The 25,174-nt window shown below is 56.8% G+C and carries 25 protein-coding genes; 20 read left to right on the top strand and 5 right to left on the bottom strand.

Annotated features, from left to right (window positions below; all coding sequences use genetic code 11):
• Window positions 1-250 precede the first annotated feature (250 nt).
• The 3 genes from cysJ to cysH are packed head-to-tail and all read left to right on the top strand — an operon-like array spanning window position 251 to window position 4,518.
• Window positions 251-2,056, top strand: coding sequence for an NADPH-dependent assimilatory sulfite reductase flavoprotein subunit (cysJ, locus tag AX755_RS02595; RefSeq protein ID WP_062856227.1), 1,806 nt, complete (start codon window positions 251-253; stop codon window positions 2,054-2,056).
• Window positions 2,056-3,768, top strand: coding sequence for an assimilatory sulfite reductase (NADPH) hemoprotein subunit (gene cysI / locus AX755_RS02590; protein ID WP_020689304.1), 1,713 nt, complete (start codon window positions 2,056-2,058; stop codon window positions 3,766-3,768). The genes cysJ and cysI overlap by 1 nt, the downstream gene beginning before the upstream one ends.
• A gap of 15 nt (window positions 3,769-3,783) precedes the next feature.
• Window positions 3,784-4,518 carry a phosphoadenosine phosphosulfate reductase gene (gene cysH / locus AX755_RS02585; protein ID WP_020689303.1) on the top strand — a complete coding sequence of 245 codons (735 nt, stop codon included), beginning with the start codon at window positions 3,784-3,786 and terminating at the stop codon, window positions 4,516-4,518.
• A 71-nt stretch (window positions 4,519-4,589) separates the two neighbouring features.
• Here the strand turns inward: cysH and AX755_RS02580 are convergent, their stop codons facing one another.
• Window positions 4,590-5,633, bottom strand: coding sequence for an aminopeptidase (locus tag AX755_RS02580; protein ID WP_013098506.1), 1,044 nt, complete (start codon window positions 5,631-5,633; stop codon window positions 4,590-4,592).
• 246 nt (window positions 5,634-5,879) lie between these two features.
• On the opposite strand from AX755_RS02580, the gene cysG reads away from it, so the two are divergent.
• From cysG to rpoS, 13 genes are all read left to right on the top strand, one after another.
• The gene (gene cysG, locus AX755_RS02575; protein ID WP_161496891.1) at window positions 5,880-7,229 is read left to right on the top strand and encodes a siroheme synthase CysG; all 1,350 of its coding nucleotides are present in this window, start codon (window positions 5,880-5,882) and stop codon (window positions 7,227-7,229) included.
• 9 nt (window positions 7,230-7,238) lie between these two features.
• Window positions 7,239-8,147, top strand: a complete 909-nt coding sequence (gene cysD, locus AX755_RS02570; protein WP_008499613.1) for a sulfate adenylyltransferase subunit CysD — start codon at window positions 7,239-7,241, stop codon at window positions 8,145-8,147.
• A 9-nt stretch (window positions 8,148-8,156) separates the two neighbouring features.
• Window positions 8,157-9,581, top strand: coding sequence for a sulfate adenylyltransferase subunit CysN (cysN, locus tag AX755_RS02565; protein WP_062856226.1), 1,425 nt, complete (start codon window positions 8,157-8,159; stop codon window positions 9,579-9,581).
• Complete coding sequence (cysC, locus tag AX755_RS02560) at window positions 9,581-10,186, top strand: adenylyl-sulfate kinase (RefSeq protein ID WP_062856225.1); 606 nt, start codon at window positions 9,581-9,583, stop codon at window positions 10,184-10,186. Before cysN ends, cysC begins: the two co-directional genes overlap by 1 nt.
• Window positions 10,187-10,244: 58 nt before the next feature.
• Window positions 10,245-10,571, top strand: a complete 327-nt coding sequence (locus AX755_RS02555) for a DUF3561 family protein (RefSeq protein WP_013098502.1) — start codon at window positions 10,245-10,247, stop codon at window positions 10,569-10,571.
• Window positions 10,572-10,737: 166 nt separating this feature from the next.
• Window positions 10,738-11,049 (top strand): cell division protein FtsB, encoded by a 312-nt coding sequence (ftsB, locus tag AX755_RS02550; RefSeq protein ID WP_003862095.1) that lies wholly within the window; start codon window positions 10,738-10,740, stop codon window positions 11,047-11,049.
• Window positions 11,050-11,068: 19 nt separating this feature from the next.
• Window positions 11,069-11,779: a 2-C-methyl-D-erythritol 4-phosphate cytidylyltransferase gene (ispD, locus tag AX755_RS02545; RefSeq protein ID WP_062856224.1), complete on the top strand. Its 711-nt coding sequence runs from the start codon at window positions 11,069-11,071 to the stop codon at window positions 11,777-11,779.
• A complete protein-coding gene (gene ispF / locus AX755_RS02540; protein WP_013098499.1) occupies window positions 11,779-12,258 on the top strand; it encodes a 2-C-methyl-D-erythritol 2,4-cyclodiphosphate synthase in 480 nt (159 codons plus the stop codon). The genes ispD and ispF overlap by 1 nt, the downstream gene beginning before the upstream one ends.
• Window positions 12,255-13,304, top strand: coding sequence for a tRNA pseudouridine(13) synthase TruD (gene truD, locus AX755_RS02535; RefSeq protein ID WP_058683705.1), 1,050 nt, complete (start codon window positions 12,255-12,257; stop codon window positions 13,302-13,304). Before ispF ends, truD begins: the two co-directional genes overlap by 4 nt.
• Window positions 13,285-14,046: a 5'/3'-nucleotidase SurE gene (surE, locus tag AX755_RS02530; RefSeq protein ID WP_029883175.1), complete on the top strand. Its 762-nt coding sequence runs from the start codon at window positions 13,285-13,287 to the stop codon at window positions 14,044-14,046. The genes truD and surE overlap by 20 nt, the downstream gene beginning before the upstream one ends.
• Window positions 14,040-14,666 (top strand): protein-L-isoaspartate(D-aspartate) O-methyltransferase, encoded by a 627-nt coding sequence (locus AX755_RS02525; RefSeq protein ID WP_013098496.1) that lies wholly within the window; start codon window positions 14,040-14,042, stop codon window positions 14,664-14,666. The genes surE and AX755_RS02525 overlap by 7 nt, the downstream gene beginning before the upstream one ends.
• Before the next feature lie 116 nt (window positions 14,667-14,782).
• On the top strand, window positions 14,783-15,907 hold the full coding sequence (gene nlpD / locus AX755_RS02520) for a murein hydrolase activator NlpD (RefSeq protein WP_023620533.1): 1,125 nt from the start codon (window positions 14,783-14,785) through the stop codon (window positions 15,905-15,907).
• A 59-nt stretch (window positions 15,908-15,966) separates the two neighbouring features.
• Window positions 15,967-16,959, top strand: coding sequence for an RNA polymerase sigma factor RpoS (gene rpoS / locus AX755_RS02515; RefSeq protein WP_013098493.1), 993 nt, complete (start codon window positions 15,967-15,969; stop codon window positions 16,957-16,959).
• Between the two features lie 51 nt (window positions 16,960-17,010).
• Here rpoS and AX755_RS02510 read toward each other — a convergent pair whose 3' ends face one another.
• Window positions 17,011-17,388, bottom strand: coding sequence for a DUF4440 domain-containing protein (locus tag AX755_RS02510; protein WP_048971754.1), 378 nt, complete (start codon window positions 17,386-17,388; stop codon window positions 17,011-17,013).
• On the bottom strand, window positions 17,385-18,593 hold the full coding sequence (locus AX755_RS02505; protein WP_062730084.1) for an MFS transporter: 1,209 nt from the start codon (window positions 18,591-18,593) through the stop codon (window positions 17,385-17,387). The genes AX755_RS02510 and AX755_RS02505 overlap by 4 nt, the downstream gene beginning before the upstream one ends.
• Before the next feature lie 108 nt (window positions 18,594-18,701).
• Between AX755_RS02505 and AX755_RS02500 the strand changes: the two genes are divergently transcribed.
• Entirely contained in the window at window positions 18,702-19,589 is an 888-nt protein-coding gene (locus AX755_RS02500) for a LysR family transcriptional regulator (RefSeq protein WP_062856223.1), read from the top strand.
• On the opposite strand, the gene AX755_RS02495 is transcribed toward AX755_RS02500, so the two are convergent.
• The gene (locus AX755_RS02495) at window positions 19,586-19,993 is read right to left on the bottom strand and encodes a MarR family winged helix-turn-helix transcriptional regulator (RefSeq protein WP_020689291.1); all 408 of its coding nucleotides are present in this window, start codon (window positions 19,991-19,993) and stop codon (window positions 19,586-19,588) included. The two genes, AX755_RS02500 and AX755_RS02495, sit on opposite strands and share 4 nt — an antisense overlap.
• Before the next feature lie 172 nt (window positions 19,994-20,165).
• Here AX755_RS02495 and AX755_RS02490 point away from each other — a divergent pair, with 172 nt between their 5' ends.
• Genes AX755_RS02490 through AX755_RS02480 form a run of 3 tightly spaced genes read left to right on the top strand, consistent with a single transcriptional unit; the run spans window position 20,166 to window position 22,417 of the window.
• On the top strand, window positions 20,166-20,768 hold the full coding sequence (locus AX755_RS02490) for a non-oxidative hydroxyarylic acid decarboxylases subunit B (protein WP_062856222.1): 603 nt from the start codon (window positions 20,166-20,168) through the stop codon (window positions 20,766-20,768).
• The gene (locus tag AX755_RS02485; RefSeq protein WP_013098487.1) at window positions 20,758-22,185 is read left to right on the top strand and encodes a non-oxidative hydroxyarylic acid decarboxylases subunit C; all 1,428 of its coding nucleotides are present in this window, start codon (window positions 20,758-20,760) and stop codon (window positions 22,183-22,185) included. Before AX755_RS02490 ends, AX755_RS02485 begins: the two co-directional genes overlap by 11 nt.
• A 10-nt stretch (window positions 22,186-22,195) precedes the next feature.
• Window positions 22,196-22,417 (top strand): non-oxidative hydroxyarylic acid decarboxylases subunit D, encoded by a 222-nt coding sequence (locus AX755_RS02480; RefSeq protein WP_013098486.1) that lies wholly within the window; start codon window positions 22,196-22,198, stop codon window positions 22,415-22,417.
• Window positions 22,418-22,558: 141 nt separating this feature from the next.
• On the opposite strand, the gene mutS is transcribed toward AX755_RS02480, so the two are convergent.
• A complete protein-coding gene (mutS, locus tag AX755_RS02475) occupies window positions 22,559-25,126 on the bottom strand; it encodes a DNA mismatch repair protein MutS (RefSeq protein WP_058679579.1) in 2,568 nt (855 codons plus the stop codon).
• Window positions 25,127-25,174 lie beyond the last annotated feature (48 nt).

The following is a 25,174-nucleotide window of genomic DNA, read 5'->3' as shown; positions in this document are numbered from 1 at the left end:
TAGCATTAACTAAAACGGCCTTTACCTTTATTGCAGCAAAAAAGCCGTCGCTTTGTGATTTATATCCTTATTTTACAGTCGGTTAGTTTATCGCTTTTACCGTTAAGAACGATAACTAAAACAGGTTAGTCCATTTGGTTATTTATTATTTCCATCCCTTCTTTAATTGTTATTATCCTCGCCGTTAACCTTATCTTCAGTTTGGATTTATTCGCTTAAAGTCCGCTTGGCTACTGGAACATAACGACGCATGACAACACAGGCCCCACCTTCAAATTTGCTTCCCCTGAACCCGGAGCAACTGGCGCGCCTTCAGGCTGCCACCTCTGATTTTTCTCCCACCCAGCTTGCCTGGGTCTCTGGCTATTTCTGGGGAATGCTCAACCAGCAGCCTGGCGCTGTGGCTGCGGCTCCGGCAACGGCGGTAGAAATTCCTGCCATTACGCTTATCTCCGCTTCGCAGACGGGCAATGCCCGCCGCGTGGCAGAAGCGCTGCGTGACGACCTGCTGGCCGCCAAACTGAACGTGAACCTGGTAAACGCCGGGGATTATAAATTCAAACAGATCGCGTCAGAAAAACTGCTGGTGGTTGTGGCCTCAACGCAGGGCGAGGGTGAACCCGCTGAAGAGGCGGTCGCGCTGCATAAATTCCTGTTCTCGAAAAAAGCGCCCAGACTCGATGGCACTGCGTTTGCCGTGTTCGGCCTGGGCGATACCTCTTATGAATTCTTCTGCCAGTCCGGCAAAGATTTTGACAGCAAGCTGGCGGAGCTGGGCGCAGAGCGCCTGCTGGACCGCGTTGATGCAGATGTGGAATACCAGGCTGCCGCTGCAGAGTGGCGTGCGCGCATTGTTGACGTGCTGAAAGCACGCGTACCGAAAGAGACACCAGCCCAGGCTGCGATCACCGCGACCGGCGTGGTCAACGACATTCACACCAGCCCGTACACCAAAGAGGCGCCGCTGTCGGCAAGCCTGTCGGTTAATCAAAAAATTACCGGCCGCGACTCTGAAAAAGATGTGCGCCATATCGAGATCGATCTGGGCGACTCGGGTCTGCGCTATCAGCCTGGCGATGCGCTGGGGGTCTGGTATCAAAACGATCCGGCGCTGGTCAAGGAGCTGGTCGAACTGCTGTGGCTGAAAGGCGACGAGCCTGTCACCGTCGAAGGCAAAACGCAGCCCCTCTCTGAAGCGCTGCAGTGGCACTTCGAGCTGACGGTGAATACCGCCAATATCGTTGAGAACTATGCCACCTTAACGCGCAGCGAATCGCTGCTGCCGTTAGTGGGCGATAAGGCAAAGCTGCAGCATTACGCGGCGACCACACCGATTGTCGATATGGTGCGTTTCTCGCCGGCACAGCTGGATGCCGAGGCGCTGATCGGCCTGCTGCGTCCGCTCACGCCGCGTCTGTACTCCATTGCCTCATCGCAGGCTGAAGTCGAGAGCGAAGTGCACATCACCGTGGGCGTGGTGCGGTACGACATCGAAGGCCGTGCCCGCGCGGGCGGTGCCTCCAGCTTCCTGGCCGATCGCGTGGAGGAAGAGGGCGAAGTGCGCGTCTTTATCGAGCACAACGACAACTTCCGTCTGCCGGCGAACCCGGAAACGCCGGTAATCATGATTGGCCCGGGTACCGGCATTGCGCCGTTCCGTGCCTTTATACAGCAGCGTGCGGCGGACGAGGCACCGGGTAAAAACTGGCTGTTCTTCGGCAACCCGCACTTTACCGAAGATTTCCTCTATCAGGTTGAGTGGCAGCGCTACGTGAAAGAAGGGGTGCTGACCCGTATCGATCTGGCCTGGTCGCGCGATCAGAAAGAAAAAGTATACGTACAAGACAAACTGCGCGAACAGGGCGCAGAGCTGTGGCGCTGGATCAATGACGGTGCCCACATTTATGTCTGCGGTGACGCCAATCGCATGGCGAAAGACGTTGAGCAGGCACTGCTGGAAGTGATTGCCGAATTCGGCGGTATGGATGCCGAAGCGGCGGATGAATTTTTAAGTGAGCTGCGCGTTGAGCGCCGTTATCAGCGAGATGTCTACTAATGAGCGAAAAACATCCAGGACCCCTGGTGGTCGAAGGTAAACTGTCAGACGCCGAGCGCATGAAGCTGGAAAGCAACTATCTGCGCGGCACCATTGCTGAAGATCTGAATGACGGTCTCACCGGCGGTTTCAAAGGCGACAACTTCCTGCTGATCCGTTTCCACGGCATGTATCAACAGGACGACCGCGACATTCGCGCCGAGCGTGCTGAACAGAAGCTGGAGCCGCGTCACGCGATGCTGTTGCGCTGCCGTCTGCCGGGCGGAGTGATCACCACGACACAGTGGCAGGCGATTGATAAATTCGCCGGTGAAAACACCATTTACGGCAGCATTCGTCTGACCAACCGTCAGACCTTCCAGTTCCACGGCATTCTGAAGAAGAACGTGAAGCCGGTACACCAGATGCTGCACTCCGTCGGACTGGATGCGCTGGCGACGGCCAACGACATGAACCGTAACGTGCTCTGCACCTCGAACCCGTATGAGTCCGAGCTGCACGCTGAAGCCTATGAGTGGGCGAAGAAGATCTCCGAGCACCTGCTGCCGCGTACCCGCGCTTATGCGGAGATCTGGCTCGATCAGGAAAAAGTCGCGACCACCGATGAAGAACCGATCCTCGGTCAGACCTATCTGCCGCGTAAGTTCAAAACCACGGTGGTGATCCCGCCGCAGAACGACATCGATCTGCACGCCAACGACATGAACTTTGTGGCAATTGCCGAAAACGGCAAGCTGGTGGGCTTTAACCTGCTGGTGGGCGGCGGTCTGTCCATTGAACACGGTAACAAGAAAACCTATGCCCGCACCGCGAGCGAGTTCGGCTTCCTGCCGCTGGAGCATACGCTGGCCGTGGCGGAAGCGGTGGTCACCACCCAGCGCGACTGGGGTAACCGTACCGACCGTAAAAATGCGAAAACCAAATACACCCTGGAGCGCGTGGGCGTTGAGACGTTCAAAGAGGAAGTGGAGCGTCGAGCGGGGATCAAATTTGAGCCGATCCGCCCTTACGAATTCACCGGTCGCGGCGATCGCATCGGCTGGGTAAAAGGCATCGACAATAAATGGCACCTGACGCTGTTTATCGAAAACGGCCGTATTCTGGATTACCCGGGCCGTCCGCTGAAAACCGGCCTGCTGGAAATCGCGAAGATCCACAAAGGTGAGTTCCGCATTACCGCCAACCAGAACCTGATTATTGCTGGTGTGCCGGAAAGTGAAAAGGCGAAAATTGAGGCGCTGGCGCGTGACCATGGGTTGATGAATGCGGTCAAACCGCAGCGCGAAAACTCGATGGCCTGCGTGTCGTTCCCGACCTGTCCGCTGGCGATGGCGGAAGCGGAACGTTTCCTGCCGTCATTTACGGACAAAGTGGAAGCGATTCTGGAAAAACACGGTATTCCGGACGAGCATATTGTTATGCGCGTTACCGGCTGTCCGAACGGCTGTGGCCGCGCGATGCTGGCCGAGCTTGGGCTGGTGGGGAAAGCGCCGGGTCGCTATAACCTGCACCTGGGCGGTAACCGTATCGGCACGCGTATTCCGCGTATGTTCCGCGAGAATATCACTGAGCCAGAAATTCTCGATTCCATCGACGAGCTTGTCGGGCGCTGGGCGAAAGAGCGCGAAGCGGGTGAAGGCTTCGGCGACTTTACGGTGCGTGCGGGCATTATTCGCCCGGTGCTCGATCCCGCAAGGGATTTCTGGGAGTAACCACGAGAGGTAATTATGTCCGTACTCGATCTAAACGCGCTTAACGCATTGCCAAAAGTCGAACGCATTCTGGCACTCGCAGAAACCAACGCCCAACTGGAAAAGCTGGACGCCGAAGGGCGCGTGGCGTGGGCGCTGGAAAACCTGCCGGGTGACTACGTGCTGTCGTCGAGCTTTGGCATTCAGGCGGCGGTCAGTTTGCATCTGGTGAATCAGATCCGCCCGGATATTCCGGTGATCCTCACCGATACCGGCTATCTGTTTCCGGAAACCTACCAGTTTATCGATGAGCTGACGGACAAGCTTAAGCTGAACCTGAAAGTGTACCGCGCGGAGCAGAGCGCGGCCTGGCAGGAGGCGCGCTACGGCAAACTCTGGGAGCAGGGCGTTGAGGGCATTGAGAAATACAATGAGATCAACAAGGTCGAGCCGATGAACCGTGCGCTGAAAGAGCTGAACGCGCAGACCTGGTTTGCCGGTCTTCGCCGCGAGCAGTCCGGCAGCCGGGCCACGCTGCCGGTGCTGGCGGTGCAGCGCGGCGTGTTTAAAGTGCTGCCGATCATCGACTGGGATAACCGTACGGTGTACCAGTACCTGCAAAAACACGGGCTGAAATACCATCCGCTGTGGGATCAGGGCTACCTGTCCGTGGGGGATACCCACACCACGCGCAAATGGGAGCCGGGAATGGCGGAAGAAGAGACGCGTTTCTTTGGGCTGAAGCGCGAGTGCGGGTTACACGAAGGGTAATGATTTTTCCTCCCTCTCCCGGTGGGAGAGGGTTGGGGTGAGGGCATCAGGCCGCACAGCGTTCAAAAACCTCAGGCTTTCCCCGCTTTCGCCAGTTCCTTCACCAGCGGCAGCATCACTTTCACCACATCGCGGCTACGGTGCTCAATGCGCTGCGGCAGTGCGCTATCGATATGCTGCTGATTATCCAGCATCACGTTATGCCAGCTCGTCCCGTCCGGAAAGGCTTTCGTTTTAGCCCGCTGCTGATAGCCATCTTTCTTGCCTAACGCCCAGTTGGTGGCTTCGACGTACAGCACCGGGATGCCCGCTTTATCGAACACTTCACCATCGTTACAGCAGCCCGTTCCGCGCGGATAAGCCGGATTGCCGCCAGGATTGGTCGTGGCATACACGCCATGGCTGCGCGCAATCGCCAGCGCCCGGTCACGGGTCAGTTTACGCACGGTACCCGGCGTACTCTGTCCGCTATTAAAATAGAGCTTATCGCCAACGATTAAATTATCGAGGTTAATCACCAGCAGTGTATTTTTCTTCTCCTCAGCGCTCATGCGCTTAAGGAAATTCTCCGCGCCGAGTTTGCCTTCCTCTTCGCCGCTGGTTGCCACAAAGCGAATACCGTATTTTGTCGGAATGTTTTTCATTCGCTCGGCCAGTTCAAGCATCACGCCCAGACCTGCCGCGTTATCGTCCAGCCCTTGCAGCGTCAGCCCCCCCAGATTGTTATCGGTATCGGCGTCGCTCATGGGCGCGTAAGTGTCCAGGTGCGCCATAATAATGATCTGCTCAGCCGCGCTACCTTCATGTGCCGCAATAACGGTACTGCCGGTCACGTTATGCCAGTTTTTTGTTTTATTTCGTGAGGTGTAGATATAGCGGCTGTGAAACGAGCGGATATCGCTCTGGTAGCCCATATCGGCAAACTGCTGGCGAAGATAGTCAGCGGAAAGCATTTCCGCAGGGGAGCCGGTCATGCGTCCGGGAAAAACGGTGGCAATATGCCGCGCCTGCATATTGGCGATTTCACCATACGGTTGATTTTTTGCCTGAGCCGGAAGGATAAAGCAAACGCCGAGCGCCAGGGCAACGTATCGGTGGCGCATTGCGGAAAACATAGTGAGTCCTTAAAAACAGAGCAAAATTATAACCCGCTTAGTATGAAACTGTGATCGGCCATACACAATTTGAATTGCTCTTAAATGCCCGAAATTTCGCGTGTTAAGCACTTTTTGATATTTGCTTTTTCATCGCGTTATTCCATTGAGTAACTACTCATTCCAATTCGTAATTTCATTCGGTCTAAGCCGCCCCCTATAGTCCCTCTATTCCTCGTTGTTAGTGAGTTGTTGCTTGTGGACTATCTGCCCCTTTTTGCTGCGATTAAAGAAAAACCGGTACTGGTTGTGGGTACGGGTGAAATTGCCGATCGCAAAATCGCGTTTCTGCAGCGCGCGGGCGCGCAGGTGCGGGTTGTCGCAGAAGCGGAGTTCGACGAGTCACAAATCGACAGCGTGGTGCTGGTGATTGCAGCGACGGAGGATCGCGAACTCAACCGACGCGTTTCCGAGGCCGCTCAGGCGCGTTACCGCCTGGTGAACGTGGTCGACGACCAGCCTTTGTGCTCGTTTATCTTCCCGTCGATTGTCGACCGCTCGCCGCTGCTGGTGGCGATCTCCTCCGGCGGTACCGCACCGGTGCTGGCGCGCGTGCTGCGGGAAAAGATTGAAGCGCTGTTACCAACCAGTCTCGGACGTATGGCAGAGAAAGCGAGCTACTGGCGCAACCATCTGAAAACCCGGCTGACCAGCGTAACGGAACGCCGTCGCTTCTGGGAGCGGGTATTCCGTGGCCGCTTTGCCAGCCTGATGCACGCCGGTAATGAGACGGCAGCGCAAAAAATCCTCGAAGACGAGCTGGATAACCCCGGCAGCACGGGCGGCGAGATCATTCTGGTAGGTGCTGGTCCGGGTGATGCCGGGTTACTGACCTTACGCGGACTGCAGGTGCTGCAGGACGCGGACGTGGTGTTCTATGACCATCTGGTCACCGACGGTGTGCGCGAGCTAATTCGTCGCGATGCCGAGCAAATCTGCGTGGGTAAACGCGCAGGCGAGCACTCGGTACCGCAGCACGACACCAATCAGATGCTGGTTGCCGCAGCGAAAGCAGGCAAAACCGTGGTGCGCCTTAAAGGGGGCGATCCGTTCATCTTTGGTCGCGGTGGCGAAGAACTGCAGGCGGCAGCCGAAGCGGGCGTGCCGTTCCAGGTGGTGCCGGGGATTACGGCGGCCTCCGCGGTAACGGCCTACGCAGGTATTCCGCTTACGCACCGCGATTACGCCCAGAGCGTGACCTTTGTGACTGGTCATTATAAGGCCGACAGTACACCGTTTGACTGGTCGCATCTCGCCCAGAGCCGACAGACGCTGGCCATCTATATGGGCACCATGAAGGCGGCGGACATCAGTGAACAACTTATTCAGCACGGTCGCGAGGCGACAACGCCGGTGGCCGTGATTTCTCGCGGTACCCGCGTCGATCAGCGTGTGGTGACCGGTACGCTACAAGACCTTGCAGTCCTGGCGAAAGACGCCCCAATGCCCGCGCTTATTGTGGTGGGCGAAGTGGTACAGCTGCACAGCACGCTCGCCTGGTTTCAACATACAACAGACTCAGAGGGGTTTGGCTCCTCTGTGGTGAATCTGGCTTAAGGAACGGTTATGGACCAAAAACGACTTACTCACCTGCGACAGCTTGAAGCGGAAAGTATCCATATTATCCGCGAAGTGGCCGCCGAGTTCTCTAACCCGGTGATGATGTACTCCATCGGTAAAGATTCCAGCGTGATGCTGCATCTGGCGCGTAAAGCGTTTTATCCGGGTACGCTGCCGTTCCCGCTGCTGCACGTGGATACCGGCTGGAAATTCCGTGAGATGTATGAGTTCCGCGACCGTACCGCCAAAGCCTATGGCTGTGAGCTGCTGGTGCATAAAAACCCGGAAGGGGTGGCGATGGGCATTAACCCGTTTGTTCACGGCAGCGCCAAACACACCGACATCATGAAAACCGAAGGGCTGAAGCAGGCGCTGAACAAGTACGGTTTTGACGCCGCTTTCGGCGGTGCGCGCCGTGACGAGGAGAAATCCCGCGCCAAAGAGCGTATTTACTCCTTCCGCGACCGCTTCCACCGCTGGGATCCGAAAAACCAGCGTCCTGAGCTGTGGCACAACTACAACGGCCAGATCAACAAAGGCGAAAGCATTCGCGTCTTCCCGCTCTCCAACTGGACCGAGCTGGATATCTGGCAGTACATCTATCTGGAAAATATCGAGATCGTTCCGCTTTACCTGGCGGCTGAGCGCCCGGTGCTGGAGCGCGACGGCATGCTGATGATGATCGACGACGATCGCATTGATTTACAGCCGGGCGAAGTGATCAAAAAACAGATGGTGCGTTTCCGTACTCTTGGTTGCTGGCCGCTGACCGGCGCGGTGGAGTCCAACGCGCAAACGCTGCCAGAAATCATCGAAGAGATGCTGGTATCGACCACCAGCGAGCGACAGGGGCGCGTCATTGACCGCGACCAGGCAGGCTCGATGGAGCTGAAGAAACGTCAGGGTTATTTCTAAGGAGCCGCCATGAACACCACGATTGCCCAACAAATTGCCAACGAAGGCGGCGTAGAAGCATACCTGCACGCGCAACAACACAAGAGCCTGCTGCGCTTTCTGACCTGCGGTAGCGTTGATGACGGTAAAAGCACGCTGATTGGTCGCCTGCTGCACGACACGCGTCAGATCTATGAAGACCAGCTCTCTTCCCTGCATAACGACAGCAAACGTCATGGTACTCAGGGCGAAAAGCTCGACCTGGCGCTTTTGGTGGACGGCCTGCAGGCGGAGCGCGAGCAGGGCATCACTATTGATGTTGCGTACCGCTATTTCTCCACCGAAAAACGCAAATTTATTATTGCCGACACGCCGGGGCATGAGCAGTACACCCGCAACATGGCCACCGGTGCATCAACCTGTGAGCTGGCGATCCTGCTGATCGACGCCCGTAAAGGCGTGCTGGATCAAACCCGTCGTCACAGCTTCATCTCCACGCTGCTGGGGATCAAACACCTGGTGGTGGCGGTGAATAAAATGGATCTGGTGAACTTCAGCGAAGAGACCTTCGAGGAGATCCGCCAGAGCTACCTGACCTTTGCTGAACAGTTGCCGGGTAACCTTGATATTCGCTTTGTGCCGCTCTCGGCGCTGGAAGGGGATAACGTTGCCTCCCAGAGCGCCAACATGCCGTGGTACAGCGGCCCGACGCTGCTGGAAGTGCTGGAGACGGTTGAAATTCAGCGCGTGGTGGATACCCAGCCAATGCGCTTCCCGGTGCAGTATGTGAACCGCCCGAACCTCGATTTTCGCGGCTTCTCCGGCACCCTCGCCTCGGGCACCGTCACGGTGGGGCAGCGCGTCAAAGTGCTGCCGTCGGGTGTGGAGTCGTCCATTGCCCGTATCGTCACCTTTGATGGCGATCTTCAGGAAGCGGGGGCCGGTGAAGCAGTGACGCTGGTGCTGAAAGATGAGATTGATATCAGCCGCGGCGATCTGCTGGTGGATGCGCAGGAAACGCTGGCGGCGGTGCAGGGTGCTGCCGTGGATGTGGTGTGGATGGCTGAACAGCCGCTGACCGCAGGCCAAAGCTACGACATCAAAATTGCCGGTAAGAAAACCCGCGCCCGCGTGGACGGTATCCAGTTCCAGGTGGACATCAACAATCTGACCCAGCGTGAAGTGAGCGAACTGCCGCTGAACGGTATTGGCGTGGTGGATCTCACCTTTGACGAGCCGCTGGTGCTGGACAAATATCAGCAAAATCCGGTAACGGGTGGACTTATCTTTATCGATCGCCTGACCAACGTTACCGTTGGTGCAGGCATGGTGCGCGAGCCTAATCAACAGGCGGCAGCGGTGTCTGAATTCAGCGCCTTTGAGCTTGAGCTGAATGCGCTGGTGCGTAAGCACTTCCCGCACTGGGGCGCACGCGATCTGCTGGGAGGCAAGTAATGGCCGCCCATGATGAGAACGTCGTCTGGCATCCTCATCCGGTTACCGTCGCTCAGCGGGAGCAACTCCACGGCCACCGTGGGGTTGTGTTGTGGTTTACCGGGCTGTCCGGCTCCGGTAAATCGACGGTCGCGGGCGCGCTGGAAGAGGCGCTGCATCAGCAGGGGGTGAGCACCTACCTGCTGGATGGCGACAACGTGCGTCACGGCCTGTGCAGTGATTTAGGGTTTAGCGATGAAGACCGCAAGGAGAATATCCGTCGGGTTGGGGAAGTGGCCAGCCTGATGGCGGATGCCGGGCTGGTGGTGCTGACCGCGTTTATCTCGCCTCACCGCGCCGAGCGGCAGATGGTACGCGAGCGCGTCGGTCAGGATCGATTTATCGAGGTGTTTGTCGATACGCCGCTGGAAATCTGCGAAGCGCGCGATCCGAAAGGGCTGTATAAAAAAGCCCGCGCGGGTGAGTTGCGAAACTTCACCGGCATCGACTCGATCTACGAAGCGCCTGAATCCCCTGAGATCCACCTGGAAGGTCAACAATTGGTAACAAATTTAGTAAGCCAATTATTAGACCTGCTCAGACGGGACGATATTATCAGATCCTGAGACGGTATCGTTCGGGAGCTGTCTTCCCGAACGATGAGTCACGGTCACAGGATTAGCTATGCGCAACAGTGAAAACTACATGATTACCACCGGGTCGGATCCGATAGCGACCGACGACGAGACGACCTGGTCCTTTCCCGGGGCCTTCGTCGGCTTCGTCTCGTGGTTGCTGGCGCTGGGCATCCCGTTTCTCATCTACGGCGGTAACACGCTGTTCTTCTTTCTCTACACCTGGCCCTTCTTCCTGGCGCTGATGCCCGTGGCGGTTGTCGTCGGCATCGCCCTGCATTCACTGCTTAACGGCAAACTCCTGTACAGCACCGTTGTCACGATTGTGACGGTGGTCCTGATGTTTGGTCTGTTATTTTTGTGGCTCATGGGCTAACTTCAGCCATAATTCAAACCGTAACCAACTGTGTGACGATATTGAGCAGGGCGATTCTGCGGAAAAAATGTGGTACATTTGCCCGCGATGTTGCGGCATCTCTGTTACTCCGGCATAGAGCGCCGGGGGCGTTGTGGGATGAAGATGCCGTTTTTCAGGGGGCAGGATGGGTAAACTAACGCTGCTGTTGCTGGCTCTGCTGGTCTGGCTGCAATATTCGCTGTGGTTCGGTAAAAACGGACTGCACGACTATAGCCGGGTAAGCGATGACGTCGCGGCTCAGCAGGCAACTAACGCCAAACTTAAGGCGCGAAACGATCAACTTTTTGCTGAAATTGATGACCTCAATGGCGGGCAGGAGGCGATTGAGGAACGCGCACGCAATGAACTCAGTATGACTAAACCGGGCGAAACCTTTTATCGTCTGGTTCCGGATGCGTCTAAACGCAATCAGGGCTCAGCACAAAACAATCGATAATCAGGCCCAGGATTACGACATGGCAGTGACTTTTTCGGACGTATGCGCCGTGGTGCCGGCCGCGGGTTTTGGCCGGCGCATGCAGACAGAATGTCCTAAGCAATACCTCTCTATTGGCGATAAAACGATCCTCGAACATGCCGTGGCGGCGCTGCTGGCGCACCCCCGAGTGACGCGTGTCATCATCGCCATCAGTCCGGGCGATGCCCGGTTCGCACAGTTACCGCTGGCCGCTCATCCGCAGATCACCGTCGTTGATGGCGGTGCCGAGCGCGCCGATTCCGTGCTGGCGGGCATCCAGGCCGCTGGCGATGCCAAGTGGGTGCTGGTCCACGACGCTGCGCGCCCGTGTCTGCATCAGGACGATCTTGCGCGCCTGCTGGCGCTAAGTGAAACCAGTAAAGTCGGTGGCATTCTGGCCGCGCCGGTACGCGATACCATGAAGCGTGCCGAGCCTGGCAAACAGGCTATCGCGCATACCGTTGAGCGCGTCGATCTCTGGCACGCGCTGACGCCACAATTTTTCCCCCGCGAATTACTCCACGACTGCTTAACGCGCGCGCTTAAAGAAGGTGCGACCATCACCGACGAAGCCTCTGCGCTGGAGTATTGCGGTTTCCACCCAACGCTTGTTGAAGGGCGCGCTGATAATATAAAAGTGACGCGCCCGGAAGATTTACAGCTCGCGGAATTTTATCTTACCCGTTCGACCCATCAGGAGAAGGCATAATGCGAATTGGACACGGTTTTGATGTACACGCCTTTGGAGGCGTTGGCCCAATTATCATTGGCGGCGTGCGCATTCCTTATGAAAAAGGGCTGCTGGCGCATTCTGATGGCGACGTGGCGCTACACGCCTTAACCGACGCCTTACTGGGCGCGGCTGCGCTGGGCGATATCGGCAAGCTGTTCCCGGACACCGATCCGGCGTTTAAAGGCGCAGACAGCCGTGCGCTGTTGCGTGAAGCCTGGCGCCGTATTCAGGCGAAGGGCTACACCCTGGGTAACGTCGATGTGACGATCATCGCTCAGGCCCCTAAAATGCTGCCGCATATTCCTCAGATGCGCGTATTTATCGCTGAAGATCTGGGCTGCCATATGGATGACGTCAACGTCAAAGCGACCACCACGGAGAAACTGGGCTTTACCGGTCGCGGCGAAGGCATCGCCTGCGAAGCCGTGGCGCTGCTGGTGAAGGCGAGCAAATGACCGATTTTGACAACCTGACCTACCTGCACGGTAAACCGCAGGTGAGTGGGCTGCTGAAAGCCAGCCCCGAAGATTTCGTGGTCGTGGAAGATTTGGGCTTTGAGCCGGACGGCGAAGGCGAGCATATCCTGGTGCGCATCCTCAAAAATGGCTGCAATACCCGCTTTGTGGCCGATGCGCTGGCTAAATTTCTGAAAATCCATGCCCGCGAAGTGAGCTTCGCCGGGCAGAAAGACAAACACGCGGTCACCGAACAGTGGCTTTGCGCGCGCGTTCCCGGCAATGCGATGCCTGATTTAAGCAAATTTGAGCTTGAGGGCTGTAAGGTGCTGGAGTACGCCCGTCACAAGCGCAAACTGCGTCTGGGGGCGTTGAAAGGTAACAACTTTACCCTCGTACTGCGTGAAGTGACCGACCGTGACGACGTGGAAAAACGCTTGCAGGCCATCAATGAACGCGGTGTGCCTAACTACTTTGGCGCACAGCGTTTTGGCATCGGCGGCAGTAACCTGCAGGGCGCACTGCGCTGGGCGCAGAGCGATGCGCCGGTGCGCGACAGGAATAAACGCAGTTTTTGGTTGTCGGCGGCCCGCAGTGCGTTGTTTAATCAGATCGTAAGCGAACGGCTGAAAAAACCGGACGCGAATCAAGTTGTTGTCGGCGATGCGCTACAATTAGCGGGACGCGGTAGCTGGTTTGTGGCAACGGCCGAAGAAATGGCCGATGTACAGTCGCGCGTGGACGCTAAAACGCTGATGATCACCGCAGCCTTGCCCGGCACGGGCGACTGGGGAACGCAGGGTGACGCGCTGGCCGCGGAGCAGGCAGCCGTGGCCGAAGCGCAAGAATTACAATCATTGCTGGTGCGGGAAAAAGTCGAAGCAGCACGCCGGGCGATGTTGCTCTACCCGCAGCAGTTAAGCTGGAACTGGTGGGATGACGTAACCGTTGAGTTACGCTTCTGGCTGCCGGCAGGTAGCTTTGCCACCAGTGTTGTCAGGGAACTTATCAACACGTCGGGTGATTATGCGAATATTGCTGAGTAACGATGACGGGATCCATGCGCCAGGCATTCAGACGCTGGCGAAACACCTTCGCGAATTTGCGGATGTGCAGGTCGTGGCTCCCGATCGTAACCGCAGTGGAGCGTCTAACTCATTGACGCTGGAGTCGTCGCTTCGCACCTTTGCTTTTGAGAATGGCGATATTGCTGTGCAGATGGGCACGCCAACGGACTGCGTTTTTCTGGGGGTGAATGCGCTGATGCGCCCGCGCCCGGATATCGTCGTTTCCGGGATTAACGCCGGGCCGAATCTGGGTGATGACGTTATCTACTCTGGTACCGTGGCGGCCGCAATGGAAGGCCGTCATCTTGGCTTTCCGGCGCTGGCGGTATCGTTAAATGGTCACACTCATTACGACACGGCGGCAGCGGTAACCTGTTCTATCCTGCGGGCACTGAGCCGTGAACCGCTGCGTACCGGACGCATCCTCAACATCAACGTGCCGGATCTCCCGCTGAATGAAATCAAGGGCATTCGCGTCACGCGTTGCGGAAGCCGTCATCCGGCCGATCAGGTCATCCCGCAGCAGGATCCGCGCGGCAACACGCTCTACTGGATTGGCCCTCCCGGCGATAAGTGCGATGCGGGGCCGGATACCGACTTTGCCGCTGTGGATGAAGGCTATGTCTCGGTAACGCCGCTGCACGTAGATTTAACCGCGTATAGCGCGCATGATGTGGTGTCGGGCTGGCTTGATCGCGCAGGAGTGAACGCGCAATGGTAAGCAAACGTGTACAAACTCTTCTGGAACAACTTCGCGCACAGGGGATCCGCGACGAGCATGTGCTTGACGCGCTCGCCCAGGTTCCGCGTGAGAAATTTGTAGATGAGGCGTTTGAACACAAAGCGTGGGAAAACGTGGCGTTGCCCATCGGGCAGGGCCAGACGATTTCGCAGCCCTACATGGTGGCGCGCATGACGGAGCTGCTGGAGCTCACCCCCGACTCCCGCGTGCTGGAGATTGGCACCGGGTCCGGGTATCAGACTGCGATTCTGGCGCATCTGGTGCATCATGTGTGCTCGGTTGAGCGGATCAAAGGTTTACAGTGGCAGGCGCGTCGTCGCCTGAAACAACTTGATTTACACAATGTTTCGACACGACACGGTGATGGATGGCAGGGTTGGCAGGCTCGCGCCCCGTTTGACGCAATCATCGTGACGGCGGCTCCACCGGAGATCCCTGCGGCCCTGTTGTCGCAGCTGGATGAGGGGGGCATTCTTGTATTGCCTGTTGGCGATGAGCAGCAGCTGTTAAAGCGCGTTCGTCGACGTGGCGACGAGTTTATTATCGATACCGTAGAAGCCGTGCGCTTTGTGCCTCTGGTAAAGGGGGAACTGGCCTAAGACTCGGAATTATCCAGGGTTATTAAGGCAAATTCAGCGTATGGTGTGGCGCGAAAGAGTCGTGCCATCACGGTTAATTTTAAGTCACTGGTAGTTAACACATTCCTGGGGGATAAATGAGCGCGGGAAGCCCTAAATTCACCATCAGCCGTGTTGCGGCATTATCACTGGTTTCGCTCTGGCTGGCAGGCTGTTCGAGTTCTAACAATGCACCTGCGCCTGTCAGTTCTGTTGGCGGAAATAGCGGCTCCGGTAACACGTCCAGCGGAATGTTGATCACGCCGCCGCCTAAAATGGGCACTGCTGCGCCGCAGCAAACACCACAAATTCAGCCTGTGCAACATCCTGTTACACAGCCAACACAGATTCAGCCAGTCGAACAACCTGTTCAGACCCAAAATGGCCGCATAGTGTATAACCGTCAGTATGGGAACATTCCGAAAGGCAGCTATACCGGCGGCAGCACCTATACCGTGAAACGTGGCGATACGCTGTTCTATATCGCGTGGATCACCGGGAACGATTTCCGTGACCTCGCGCAGCGCAACAACGTCCAGGCACCGTATGCGCTGGAAGTCGGGCAGACGCTCCAGGTGGGCAACGCGACGGGTACGCCGCTTACGCCGGGCAATACCGTTTCTGCAGCCGACGTGACCGCGCAAAATAACAGCGTTAAGCCTGCACAAAAATCCACCACGGTGGTTGCTTCACAACCTGTAATTACGTATTCTGAAGATTCAGGTGATCAGACTGCTAACAAAATGTTGCCGAATAATAAAGGGACTGCGACTGTTGTCACAGCACCGGCTACGGCACCTGTGGTTAGCTCTACTGAACCGACTGCCAGCAGTATGAGTTCCAGTTCGCCAATTTCAACCTGGCGCTGGCCAACTGACGGTAAGGTTATCGAGAACTTCTCTTCCTCCGAAGGAGGAAACAAAGGGATCGATATCGCAGGAAGTAAGGGACAGGCTATCATCGCGACCGCAGACGGACGCGTTGTGTATGCCGGTAACGCTCTGCGCGGTTACGGTAATCTTATTATCATCAAACACAACGATGATTACCTGAGTGCCTACGCCCATAACGACACAATGCTGGTCCGGGAACAACAAGAAGTTAAGGCGGGGCAAAAAATCGCTACCATGGGTAGCACCGGAACCAGTTCTACACGCTTGCATTTTGAAATTCGTTACAAGGGGAAATCCGTAAACCCGCTGCAGTATTTGCCGCAGCGATAAATTGACGGGGCATGCCAGCCAGGGTGTCTCGTTCAGGGATCACGGGTAGGAGCCACCTTATGAGTCAGAATACGCTGAAAGTTCATGATTTAAATGAAGATGCGGAATTTGATGAGAACGGAGCAGAGGCTTTTGACGAAAAAGCCTTAGTAGAAGAGGAACCCAGTGATAACGATTTGGCTGAAGAAGAGCTGTTATCGCAGGGTGCCACACAGCGTGTACTGGACGCGACTCAGCTTTACCTTGGGGAGATTGGTTACTCCCCACTGTTAACGGCCGAAGAAGAAGTCTATTTCGCACGTCGTGCTTTGCGTGGTGATGTTGCCTCGCGCCGTCGCATGATTGAAAGTAACTTGCGTCTGGTCGTGAAAATTGCCCGTCGTTACGGCAATCGTGGTCTGGCTCTGCTGGATCTGATTGAAGAGGGCAACTTAGGTCTCATCCGCGCAGTAGAGAAGTTTGACCCAGAACGTGGGTTCCGCTTCTCCACCTACGCGACCTGGTGGATTCGTCAGACCATCGAACGGGCCATTATGAACCAAACCCGTACGATTCGCCTGCCGATTCACATCGTCAAAGAGTTGAACGTCTATCTGCGTACCGCGCGCGAGTTGTCCCATAAACTGGACCACGAGCCAAGCGCAGAAGAGATTGCTGAGCAACTCGACAAACCGGTTGATGACGTAAGCCGCATGCTGCGTCTCAACGAGCGCATTACCTCGGTTGACACCCCGCTGGGTGGCGACTCCGAAAAAGCGCTGCTGGATATCCTGGCCGATGAAAAAGACAACGGCCCGGAAGACACCACGCAGGACGATGACATGAAACAGAGCATCGTCAAATGGCTGTTCGAACTGAACGCCAAACAGCGTGAAGTGCTGGCACGTCGTTTCGGTTTACTGGGGTATGAAGCTGCGACACTGGAAGACGTCGGCCGTGAAATTGGCCTGACCCGTGAACGTGTTCGTCAGATTCAGGTTGAAGGTCTGCGCCGCCTGCGTGAAATTCTGCAGGGGCAAGGTCTGAATATCGAAGCGCTGTTCCGCGAATAAGCAACCTTTCGTCAAAAAAAGGCCCGTCGTGAGACGGGCCTTTTTTATCTCTTACGGCTGCGCCGTTTCGTGCAGCAGACGCCAGCTGATTTTCTCGCCTTCCCGATTGAGCACCGCGGTTGACCAGCGTACGTTGACGGGCTGGTCCGGGCGGGTCTGCGTCTCCCGGTAATGAAGCACCGCACCGTTATCCCATGACTGAATCGTGGCTAACTCATCAATGATGATTTTAAGGCCGGGTCGGCTTCCACGCTGGGCGTGCAGAAAACGGACAAGGGCGTCATGGTTTAAATGCGCCCCACTCGGGGGAACCATCAGAAAGTTTGGCTGGAAACGGGCGAGCAGGGCATCAATATTACCTTCACCGGCACCCAGCCACTTTTCCAGTGCGATATGAATATCAATGATGTCGTGTTCGAAAGGCGTCATGGTTTCTCCTGTTGCAGTTGTGCAAGCACCTGCGGGTTGTTAAGACGAAATACAGAGATGACGGGCACCAACGTGATGGCCGAAGCAACCAGAAACATCCCGTGCCACGCGGCGACGGGGGGCAAATACCTCTGGGCCAGATCCAGCACCTGTGCCAGCAGAAAGGCACCCGCAAAAAAACTCAGCTGACGATTAAGATTCCACAGCGCGCTGGCATCAGCCATCTCTTCCCGACGCGTTGTCAGAAATGCGCTGCTCTGCGCCGTACTGCTGCAAAGACTGCCTCCTGCGCCCATTAATGCAAACGCAACGATCGCTGGCAGCGTGCCCGTGGTCGCACTGACGCAGAGCAAAAGCAGAATACCTGACGCCTGAAGCAGGCAACCCGCGATCAACAGAGGTCGGGGGCCGACACGGTTAAAGTAACGGCCCGTTGCGGTGATGGCCATAAACGATGCCAGAGACCACGGCAGCATCAGCATGCCCGTCGCGGCTGGCGTCATGTTGGCCACGCTCTGCAGATAAAACATGCCGGTGACGTTTATTCCGATAAACATGCCGGGGACACATACATAAACCATCATGGAAACGCGCAGAAGCGGATCGGCGATCAAACTCAGGTTCAGCAGTCGGTTTGCTTTCATCGCGGGCATTTCATGCTTAAGCCACAGACAGGCCAACGCAAAGGTCAGGAGAGCAACCGGGAGGGTAGCAAAAAATACCCACCGCCAGCTTAACGCCTGAACCAGTACGCCCCCTAACGCAGGTGAGCATGCGGGGGCAAGCAGTGCAACCAGCATGACGGCGGAAGAGAGCCTGGCGCGTTCATGCGATTTAAACTGTTGCCAGGTCAGGGCCTGCCCTACGGGGATCAATAAGCCACCGCCCACGCCCTGCAGCACCCGCCAGGCAATCAGACTTTCAAGTGTGGCAGACAAGCCTGCCGCGGTGGAGGCTACGCTAAAGAGAACCAGCGAGAGAAGGATGACGTGCTTTGCCCCGATGCGGCGCGTCAGGGCACTGCTGAACGGGATCACCAGCGTCAGGCCGGCAATATACCCGTTACTGACCCAGGCAAGTGCAGAGGGCGTGGCGTGATAGGTCTGCGCCATTGCCGGAAAGGCGACGCTGGCAATAAACATGTTGATCAAATCAAGAAAAAAGCCCAGCAGATAGACTACGGCGACTTTGCTGCGATACGTCATGGTGGATCCTCCGGTGAGGGTCGTATCGTATCGGCTTGTCCGGTGCCGATAAACGCAACAATTCGCGATATACTGTCAAAACTATTTTGACAATTTTGAAGGTTAACGATGCTGAATCTCCAGCGAACGGCGATGTTTGTGGCGGTAGCGGATGCGGGCAGTTTTACTGCCGCCGCAGAGTCGATGGGGCTGACAAAGGCCGTGGTCAGCTTCAATATTCGCCAGCTGGAAGATGAGCTGGGAGTCACGCTGCTGTTGCGATCCACCCGTCGCCTGACGTTAACCGAGGCGGGCGCGCTTTTTCATCAGCGAAGCGTCAGGCTTTTACAGGAGGCTGAACGCCTGCAGGACGACGTTCGCGCTAACCATGCCGGCCTGACCGGCGAATTGCGGATCACCACCACGCCCGAATACGGTTCGCAGGTGGTTGTGCCTTTGCTGGCCGAATTTAGCCAGCAGCATCCGGAGCTTCGCGTTCGTCATGTTTCGTCGTCTCAGCACGCCGATCTCATCTCGGAGCGCTTTGATGTCGCCATCCGGCTGGGAACACTCGCTGATTCGCGCTACCACGCCGCTTTGATTTCAAACTTTACTATCCTGCCGGTTGCCGCCCCCGGGTGGCTGGCTAACCATCCCGTTGAATCTCTCGAACACCTGGCGCAGGCCGAGTGGATCGTTCACGAGCGTTTACCTTCGCCGCTGCACTGGCAGGTGAAAGATGGAGATGGCAATCTGGTTGCCTTTGAGATTAAAAAGGCCCCGCGCCTGTACGCAGATAGCGCCCAGGCGCTGATGGCTTTCGCGCATGCGGGATGTGGTGTGGCGCTGCTGCCGGAGTGGCTGGTGCGAAACGCACTGAATTCGGGGGTTCTGGTATCGCTTTTACCGGGATACACGTTTGCTCAGCAGGGCATCTATGCCGTTTATCCAGATGCCCAGCATGTGCCCGCTAAGGTTCGGACATTTATTGATTTTATGCGTGCCCGGGTGAACTAGTCATGCATCATCTTTTTGATCAGTGCCGTAAATTGTTCCCGCTCGTCCTGGCTGAGACGCCCTAAAAACGCCTCATCCACCTCATTGCCGACCGGTTTACAGCTTGCAAGCAGGGCTTCTCCTTCAGGCGTGAGGAAGACAAACCGGCGGCGCTTATCCGCAGGATCGTGTTCGCGCTTCACCAGCCCACGCGATTCCATGCGGCTCAGCATTTCGGCCAGCGTCGCTTTTGTGCTCACGGCAACTTCCGTCAGGGCGACCTGCTCGATCCCCGGATTTTCAGAAACAGATCGCATCACCGCATATTGCGGCTTGGTCAGCGCCGGTAAAGCATGTTGCCAGTGGGCAGTATGCTGTTGAAAAAGCTGCCGTAGCAGGTGGAACGCTTCTTGTCTCAGTTCCATGAACACTCCGACGAAAAAAATCTCCCCCTATGATAGCCGCTATTGCCTGCGATTTTAACGCAGCAGTTTTTAGCATTACGTGTGATCGTGTACGAACAATATTGTCAGGTCAGCTCACCGGGAGTAACGTAGTCATTATGTTCGTATGCGAACAAATTAATTGAGGTGCTGAATGAGATTGATCGTGGGAATGACGGGAGCAACAGGTGCTCCGCTGGGGGTGGCTTTACTGCAGGCGTTACGGGACATGCCAGAGGTTGAAACCCATCTGGTGATGTCGAAATGGGCGAAAACCACCATTGAGCTGGAAACGCCCTATACCGCGCAGGATGTCGCCGCCCTGGCAGATGTCGTTCACAGTCCTGCCGACCAGGCTGCCACCATCTCCTCCGGCTCGTTTCGTACCGACGGCATGATCGTCATTCCCTGCAGCATGAAAACGCTGGCGGGTATCCGCGCGGGCTATGCCGAAGGGCTGGTGGGCCGTGCGGCAGACGTGGTGCTGAAAGAAGGGCGCAAGCTGGTGCTGGTCCCGCGTGAAACGCCGCTCAGCACCATTCATCTGGAGAACATGCTCGCGCTTTCCCGCATGGGTGTGGCGATGTTGCCGCCCATGCCTGCGTATTACAACCACCCGCAAACCGCCGATGATATCACCCAGCATATCGTGACCCGCGTGCTCGACCAGTTTGGTCTGGAGCACAAAAAAGCGCGTCGCTGGAACGGCCTGCAGGCGGCGAAACATTTTTCACAGGAGAATAACGATGGCATTTGATGATTTGAGAAGCTTCCTGCAGGCGCTCGATGAGCAAGGGCAACTGCTGAAAATTGAAGAAGAGGTCAATGCGGAGCCGGATCTGGCGGCGGCCGCTAACGCGACGGGACGTATCGGTGATGGTGCGCCTGCGCTGTGGTTCGATAACATTCGCGGGTTTACCGATGCCAGGGTGGTGATGAACACCATCGGCTCCTGGCAGAACCACGCCATTTCGATGGGGCTGCCGGCGAATACCCCGGTCAAAAAGCAAATCGATGAGTTTATTCGCCGCTGGGATAAATTCCCGGTCGCACCGGAGCGCCGGGCCAACCCCGCATGGGCGCAGAATACGGTGGACGGTGAGGAGATTAACCTGTTCGACATCCTGCCGCTGTTTCGCCTGAACGACGGGGACGGCGGTTTTTATCTCGACAAAGCGTGCGTTGTCTCGCGCGATCCGCTCGACCCGGACCATTTCGGCAAGCAGAACGTCGGTATTTATCGCATGGAAGTGAAGGGCAAACGTAAGCTCGGCCTGCAGCCGGTGCCGATGCATGATATCGCCCTGCATCTGCATAAAGCCGAAGAGCGTGGTGAAGACCTGCCGATTGCGATTACGTTGGGCAACGATCCGATCATCACCCTGATGGGCGCAACGCCGCTGAAATACGATCAGTCCGAGTATGAAATGGCCGGGGCGCTGCGTGAAAGCCCGTACCCGATTGCGACCGCGCCGTTGACCGGCTTCGATGTGCCGTGGGGGTCTGAAGTGATCCTGGAAGGGGTGATTGAAGGCCGTAAACGTGAAATTGAAGGGCCGTTCGGTGAGTTTACCGGGCACTATTCGGGCGGACGCAATATGACGGTGGTCCGTATTGATAAAGTCTCGTACCGCACCAAACCGATTTTCGAATCCCTCTATCTCGGGATGCCCTGGACCGAGATAGACTACCTGATGGGGCCAGCCACCTGTGTGCCGCTTTACCAGCAACTGAAAGCGGAGTTCCCTGAAGTGCAGGCGGTGAACGCGATGTACACCCATGGTCTGCTGGCGATCATCTCCACCAAAAAACGCTACGGTGGTTTTGCCCGCGCGGTCGGTTTACGCGCCATGACCACCCCGCATGGCCTGGGCTATGTGAAGATGGTGATTATGGTGGATGAAGATGTCGATCCGTTCAACCTGCCGCAGGTGATGTGGGCGCTGTCATCAAAAGTGAACCCGGCAGGGGATCTGGTGCAACTGCCGAACATGTCGGTTCTTGAGCTTGATCCTGGGTCCAGCCCGGCAGGCATCACCGACAAGCTGATTATTGATGCCACCACGCCTGTTGCGCCGGATAACCGCGGTCACTACAGCCAGCCGGTGCAGGATTTACCTGAAACCAAAGCCTGGGCTGAAAAGCTGACTGCGATGCTGGCAGCACGCCAATAAGGAGGAAAAGATGATTTGTCCACGTTGTGCCGATGAGCAAATTGAGGTGATGGCCACATCACCGGTGAAAGGGATCTGGACGGTTTATCAGTGCCAGCATTGCCTGTATACCTGGCGCGATACTGAGCCGTTGCGTCGTACCAGTCGCGAACATTACCCTGAAGCGTTCCGCATGACGCAGAAGGATATTGATGAGGCGCCGCAGGTACCGACCATTCCGCCATTGTTGTAAAAAAAAAGCCCGGTGGCGCTGCGCTTACCGGGCAGTAACATCGTGCGGTCCTTTGCCCGGTGGCGCTACGCTTACCGGGCCTACGGGTTTTGTAGGTCGGGTAAGGCGAAGCCACCACCCGACAAAACAGACCGCAGAAAACTAAACCAGACTTTTCAGCCGATAAATCCACTCCAGCGCCTGACGTGGCGTCAGTGAATCCGGGTCGAGATTCTCCAGCGCTTCAACGGCGGGTGACGTCTCTTCCGCAGGTGCCAGCAGCGACATCTGCGTGCCGTCAATCTGGGTGGCCGCCGCATTCGGTGACAGGCTTTCCAGCTCGCGCAGTTTCTGACGCGCGCGTTTAATTACCTCTTTAGGCACACCCGCCAGTGCCGCGACGGCCAGGCCATAGCTCTTGCTCGCGGCCCCCTCCTGCACCGTGTGCATAAAGGCGATGGTATCGCCATGCTCAAGCGCATCCAGGTGGACGTTTGCCACGCCCTCCATTTTCTCCGGCAACTGCGTCAGTTCAAAGTAGTGCGTCGCGAACAGCGTCATGGCCTTGATTTTATTCGCCAGGTTTTCCGCACACGCCCATGCCAGCGACAGTCCGTCGTAGGTTGAGGTGCCGCGTCCGACTTCGTCCATCAGCACCAGGCTGTGTTCTGTCGCGTTGTGCAGGATATTGGCGGTTTCCGTCATTTCGACCATAAAGGTGGAACGGCCGCTGGCCAGATCGTCCGCCGCACCCACGCGGGTGAAGATACGATCGATGGGGCCAATCTCCACTTTCTGCGCCGGAACGTAGCTGCCGATGTAGGCGAGCAGGGCGATAAGCGCGGTCTGGCGCATATAGGTACTTTTACCGCCCATGTTCGGACCGGTAATGATCAGCATTCTTCGCTGCGGCGACAGGCTCAGCGGGTTAGCGATGAACGGCTCGTTCAGTACCTGCTCCACCACCGGGTGGCGGCCTTCGGTAATGCGAATGCCGGGCTTGTCGGTAAAGGTCGGGCAGGTATAGTTCAGCGTTTCAGCACGCTCAGCCAGATTTACCAGCACATCCAGCTCCGCCAGCGCGCCAGCGCTTAACTGCAGGTCCGCGAGGTGTGGCATCAGCATGTCGAACAGCTCGTCGTAAAGCTGCTTTTCCAGGGCCAGCGCTTTGCCTTTCGAGGTGAGAACTTTGTCCTCATACTCTTTCAGCTCAGGAATGATGTAGCGCTCAGCGTTTTTCAACGTCTGGCGACGCACATAGTGAATCGGCGCCAGATGGCTCTGCCCGCGGCTGATCTGAATATAGTAACCGTGGACTGCGTTATAGCCGACTTTCAGGGTATCGAGCCCGAGACGTTCGCGCTCGCGGATCTCCAGCTTGTCGAGGTAATCCGTTGCGCCGTCAGCCAGCGCGCGCCATTCATCCAGCTCTTCGTTGTAGCCAGGGGCAATTACGCCACCGTCGCGCACCAGAACCGGCGGCGCATCAATGATAGCGCGCTCCAGCAGATCGCGGAGCTCAGCAAACTCGCCCATGGTTTCGCGCAGTTTCTGAACCGGTGCGCTGTCAACATCGCTCAGTTGAGCACGCAGTTCCGGCAGCTGCTGGAAGGCATGACGCATTCGTGCAAGGTCGCGAGGCCGCGCCGTGCGCAGTGCCAGGCGAGCCAGAATACGCTCCAGATCGCCCACCTGACGCAGCACAGGCTGCAGCTCGGTGTAGCGATCCTGCAGCGCGGCAATGGTCTGCTGACGACAAACGAGCGTATCCGTATCGCGGACGGGCATATGCAGCCAGCGCTTCAGCATGCGGCTGCCCATCGGCGTCACGGTGTTATCGAGGACGGATGCCAGCGTGTTCTCAACGCCACCCGCCAGGTTCTGGGTGATCTCCAGATTCCGGCGCGTGGCCGCATCCATAATGATGCTGTCCTGCTGGCGCTCCATGGTGATAGAGCGGATATGCGGCAGGGCGGTGCGCTGGGTATCTTTCACATACTGCAAAAGGCAGCCCGCGGCGCACAGTCCACGCGGGGCGTTTTCCACCCCAAAGCCAATCAGATCGCGGGTGCCAAACTGCAGGTTGAGCTGCTGGCGAGCGGTATCAATTTCAAATTCCCACAGCGGACGGCGGCGCAGGCCGCGACGACCTTCTATCAACGCCATTTCGGCAAAATCTTCGGCATACAGCAGTTCCGCCGGGTTGGTGCGCTGCAGCTCGGCTGCCATGGTTTCCCGGTCAGCCGGCTCGCTCAGACGAAAACGCCCGGAGCTGATATCCAGCGTGGCGTAACCAAACCCTTTGCCGTCCTGCCACAGGGCCGCCAGCAGGTTATCCTGACGCTCCTGGAGCAGGGCTTCGTCGCTAATGGTGCCTGGCGTGACGATACGCACGACCTTGCGTTCAACCGGGCCTTTTGAGGTGGCCGGATCGCCGATCTGCTCACAGATGGCAACCGACTCGCCCTGATTCACCAGCTTGGCCAGGTAGTTTTCTACCGCATGATGCGGAATGCCTGCCATTGGGATGGGTTCACCTGCCGATGCGCCACGTTTGGTCAGAGAGATGTCGAGCAGCTGCGATGCCCGTTTAGCATCGTCATAAAACAGCTCGTAAAAATCGCCCATGCGGTAAAACAACAGAATTTCCGGATGCTGCGCTTTCAGCTTCAGGTACTGCTGCATCATGGGGGTATGGCTAGAGAAGTCCTTATCAATGTCTTCATTCATATTGATTTTACTCATTTTTTAATTCTTTCAAGTGCTCATATGGCCCCA

This window comes from Enterobacter sp. SENG-6, from assembly GCF_001605945.1.
GTDB lineage: Bacteria > Pseudomonadota > Gammaproteobacteria > Enterobacterales > Enterobacteriaceae > Enterobacter > Enterobacter cloacae.
The sequence above is the reverse complement of the archived record's forward strand: the minus strand, read 5'-3'. Positions and strand labels throughout refer to the sequence as shown.

Excerpts from the sequence above, each read along its gene's own strand:
- cysJ (WP_062856227.1), top strand. The coding sequence starts at position 251 with ATGACAACACAGGCCCCACCTTCAAATTTGCTTCCCCTGAACCCGGAG.
- cysI (WP_020689304.1), top strand. The coding sequence starts at position 2,056 with ATGAGCGAAAAACATCCAGGACCCCTGGTGGTCGAAGGTAAACTGTCA.
- cysH (WP_020689303.1), top strand. The coding sequence starts at position 3,784 with ATGTCCGTACTCGATCTAAACGCGCTTAACGCATTGCCAAAAGTCGAA.
- AX755_RS02580 (WP_013098506.1), bottom strand. The coding sequence starts at position 5,633 with ATGTTTTCCGCAATGCGCCACCGATACGTTGCCCTGGCGCTCGGCGTT.
- cysD (WP_008499613.1), top strand. The coding sequence starts at position 7,239 with ATGGACCAAAAACGACTTACTCACCTGCGACAGCTTGAAGCGGAAAGT.
- cysN (WP_062856226.1), top strand. The coding sequence starts at position 8,157 with ATGAACACCACGATTGCCCAACAAATTGCCAACGAAGGCGGCGTAGAA.
- cysC (WP_062856225.1), top strand. The coding sequence starts at position 9,581 with ATGGCCGCCCATGATGAGAACGTCGTCTGGCATCCTCATCCGGTTACC.
- AX755_RS02555 (WP_013098502.1), top strand. The coding sequence starts at position 10,245 with ATGCGCAACAGTGAAAACTACATGATTACCACCGGGTCGGATCCGATA.
- ftsB (WP_003862095.1), top strand. The coding sequence starts at position 10,738 with ATGGGTAAACTAACGCTGCTGTTGCTGGCTCTGCTGGTCTGGCTGCAA.
- ispD (WP_062856224.1), top strand. The coding sequence starts at position 11,069 with ATGGCAGTGACTTTTTCGGACGTATGCGCCGTGGTGCCGGCCGCGGGT.
- ispF (WP_013098499.1), top strand. The coding sequence starts at position 11,779 with ATGCGAATTGGACACGGTTTTGATGTACACGCCTTTGGAGGCGTTGGC.
- truD (WP_058683705.1), top strand. The coding sequence starts at position 12,255 with ATGACCGATTTTGACAACCTGACCTACCTGCACGGTAAACCGCAGGTG.
- surE (WP_029883175.1), top strand. The coding sequence starts at position 13,285 with ATGCGAATATTGCTGAGTAACGATGACGGGATCCATGCGCCAGGCATT.
- AX755_RS02525 (WP_013098496.1), top strand. The coding sequence starts at position 14,040 with ATGGTAAGCAAACGTGTACAAACTCTTCTGGAACAACTTCGCGCACAG.
- nlpD (WP_023620533.1), top strand. The coding sequence starts at position 14,783 with ATGAGCGCGGGAAGCCCTAAATTCACCATCAGCCGTGTTGCGGCATTA.
- rpoS (WP_013098493.1), top strand. The coding sequence starts at position 15,967 with ATGAGTCAGAATACGCTGAAAGTTCATGATTTAAATGAAGATGCGGAA.
- AX755_RS02510 (WP_048971754.1), bottom strand. The coding sequence starts at position 17,388 with ATGACGCCTTTCGAACACGACATCATTGATATTCATATCGCACTGGAA.
- AX755_RS02505 (WP_062730084.1), bottom strand. The coding sequence starts at position 18,593 with ATGACGTATCGCAGCAAAGTCGCCGTAGTCTATCTGCTGGGCTTTTTT.
- AX755_RS02500 (WP_062856223.1), top strand. The coding sequence starts at position 18,702 with ATGCTGAATCTCCAGCGAACGGCGATGTTTGTGGCGGTAGCGGATGCG.
- AX755_RS02495 (WP_020689291.1), bottom strand. The coding sequence starts at position 19,993 with ATGGAACTGAGACAAGAAGCGTTCCACCTGCTACGGCAGCTTTTTCAA.
- AX755_RS02490 (WP_062856222.1), top strand. The coding sequence starts at position 20,166 with ATGAGATTGATCGTGGGAATGACGGGAGCAACAGGTGCTCCGCTGGGG.
- AX755_RS02485 (WP_013098487.1), top strand. The coding sequence starts at position 20,758 with ATGGCATTTGATGATTTGAGAAGCTTCCTGCAGGCGCTCGATGAGCAA.
- AX755_RS02480 (WP_013098486.1), top strand. The coding sequence starts at position 22,196 with ATGATTTGTCCACGTTGTGCCGATGAGCAAATTGAGGTGATGGCCACA.
- mutS (WP_058679579.1), bottom strand. The coding sequence starts at position 25,126 with ATGAATGAAGACATTGATAAGGACTTCTCTAGCCATACCCCCATGATG.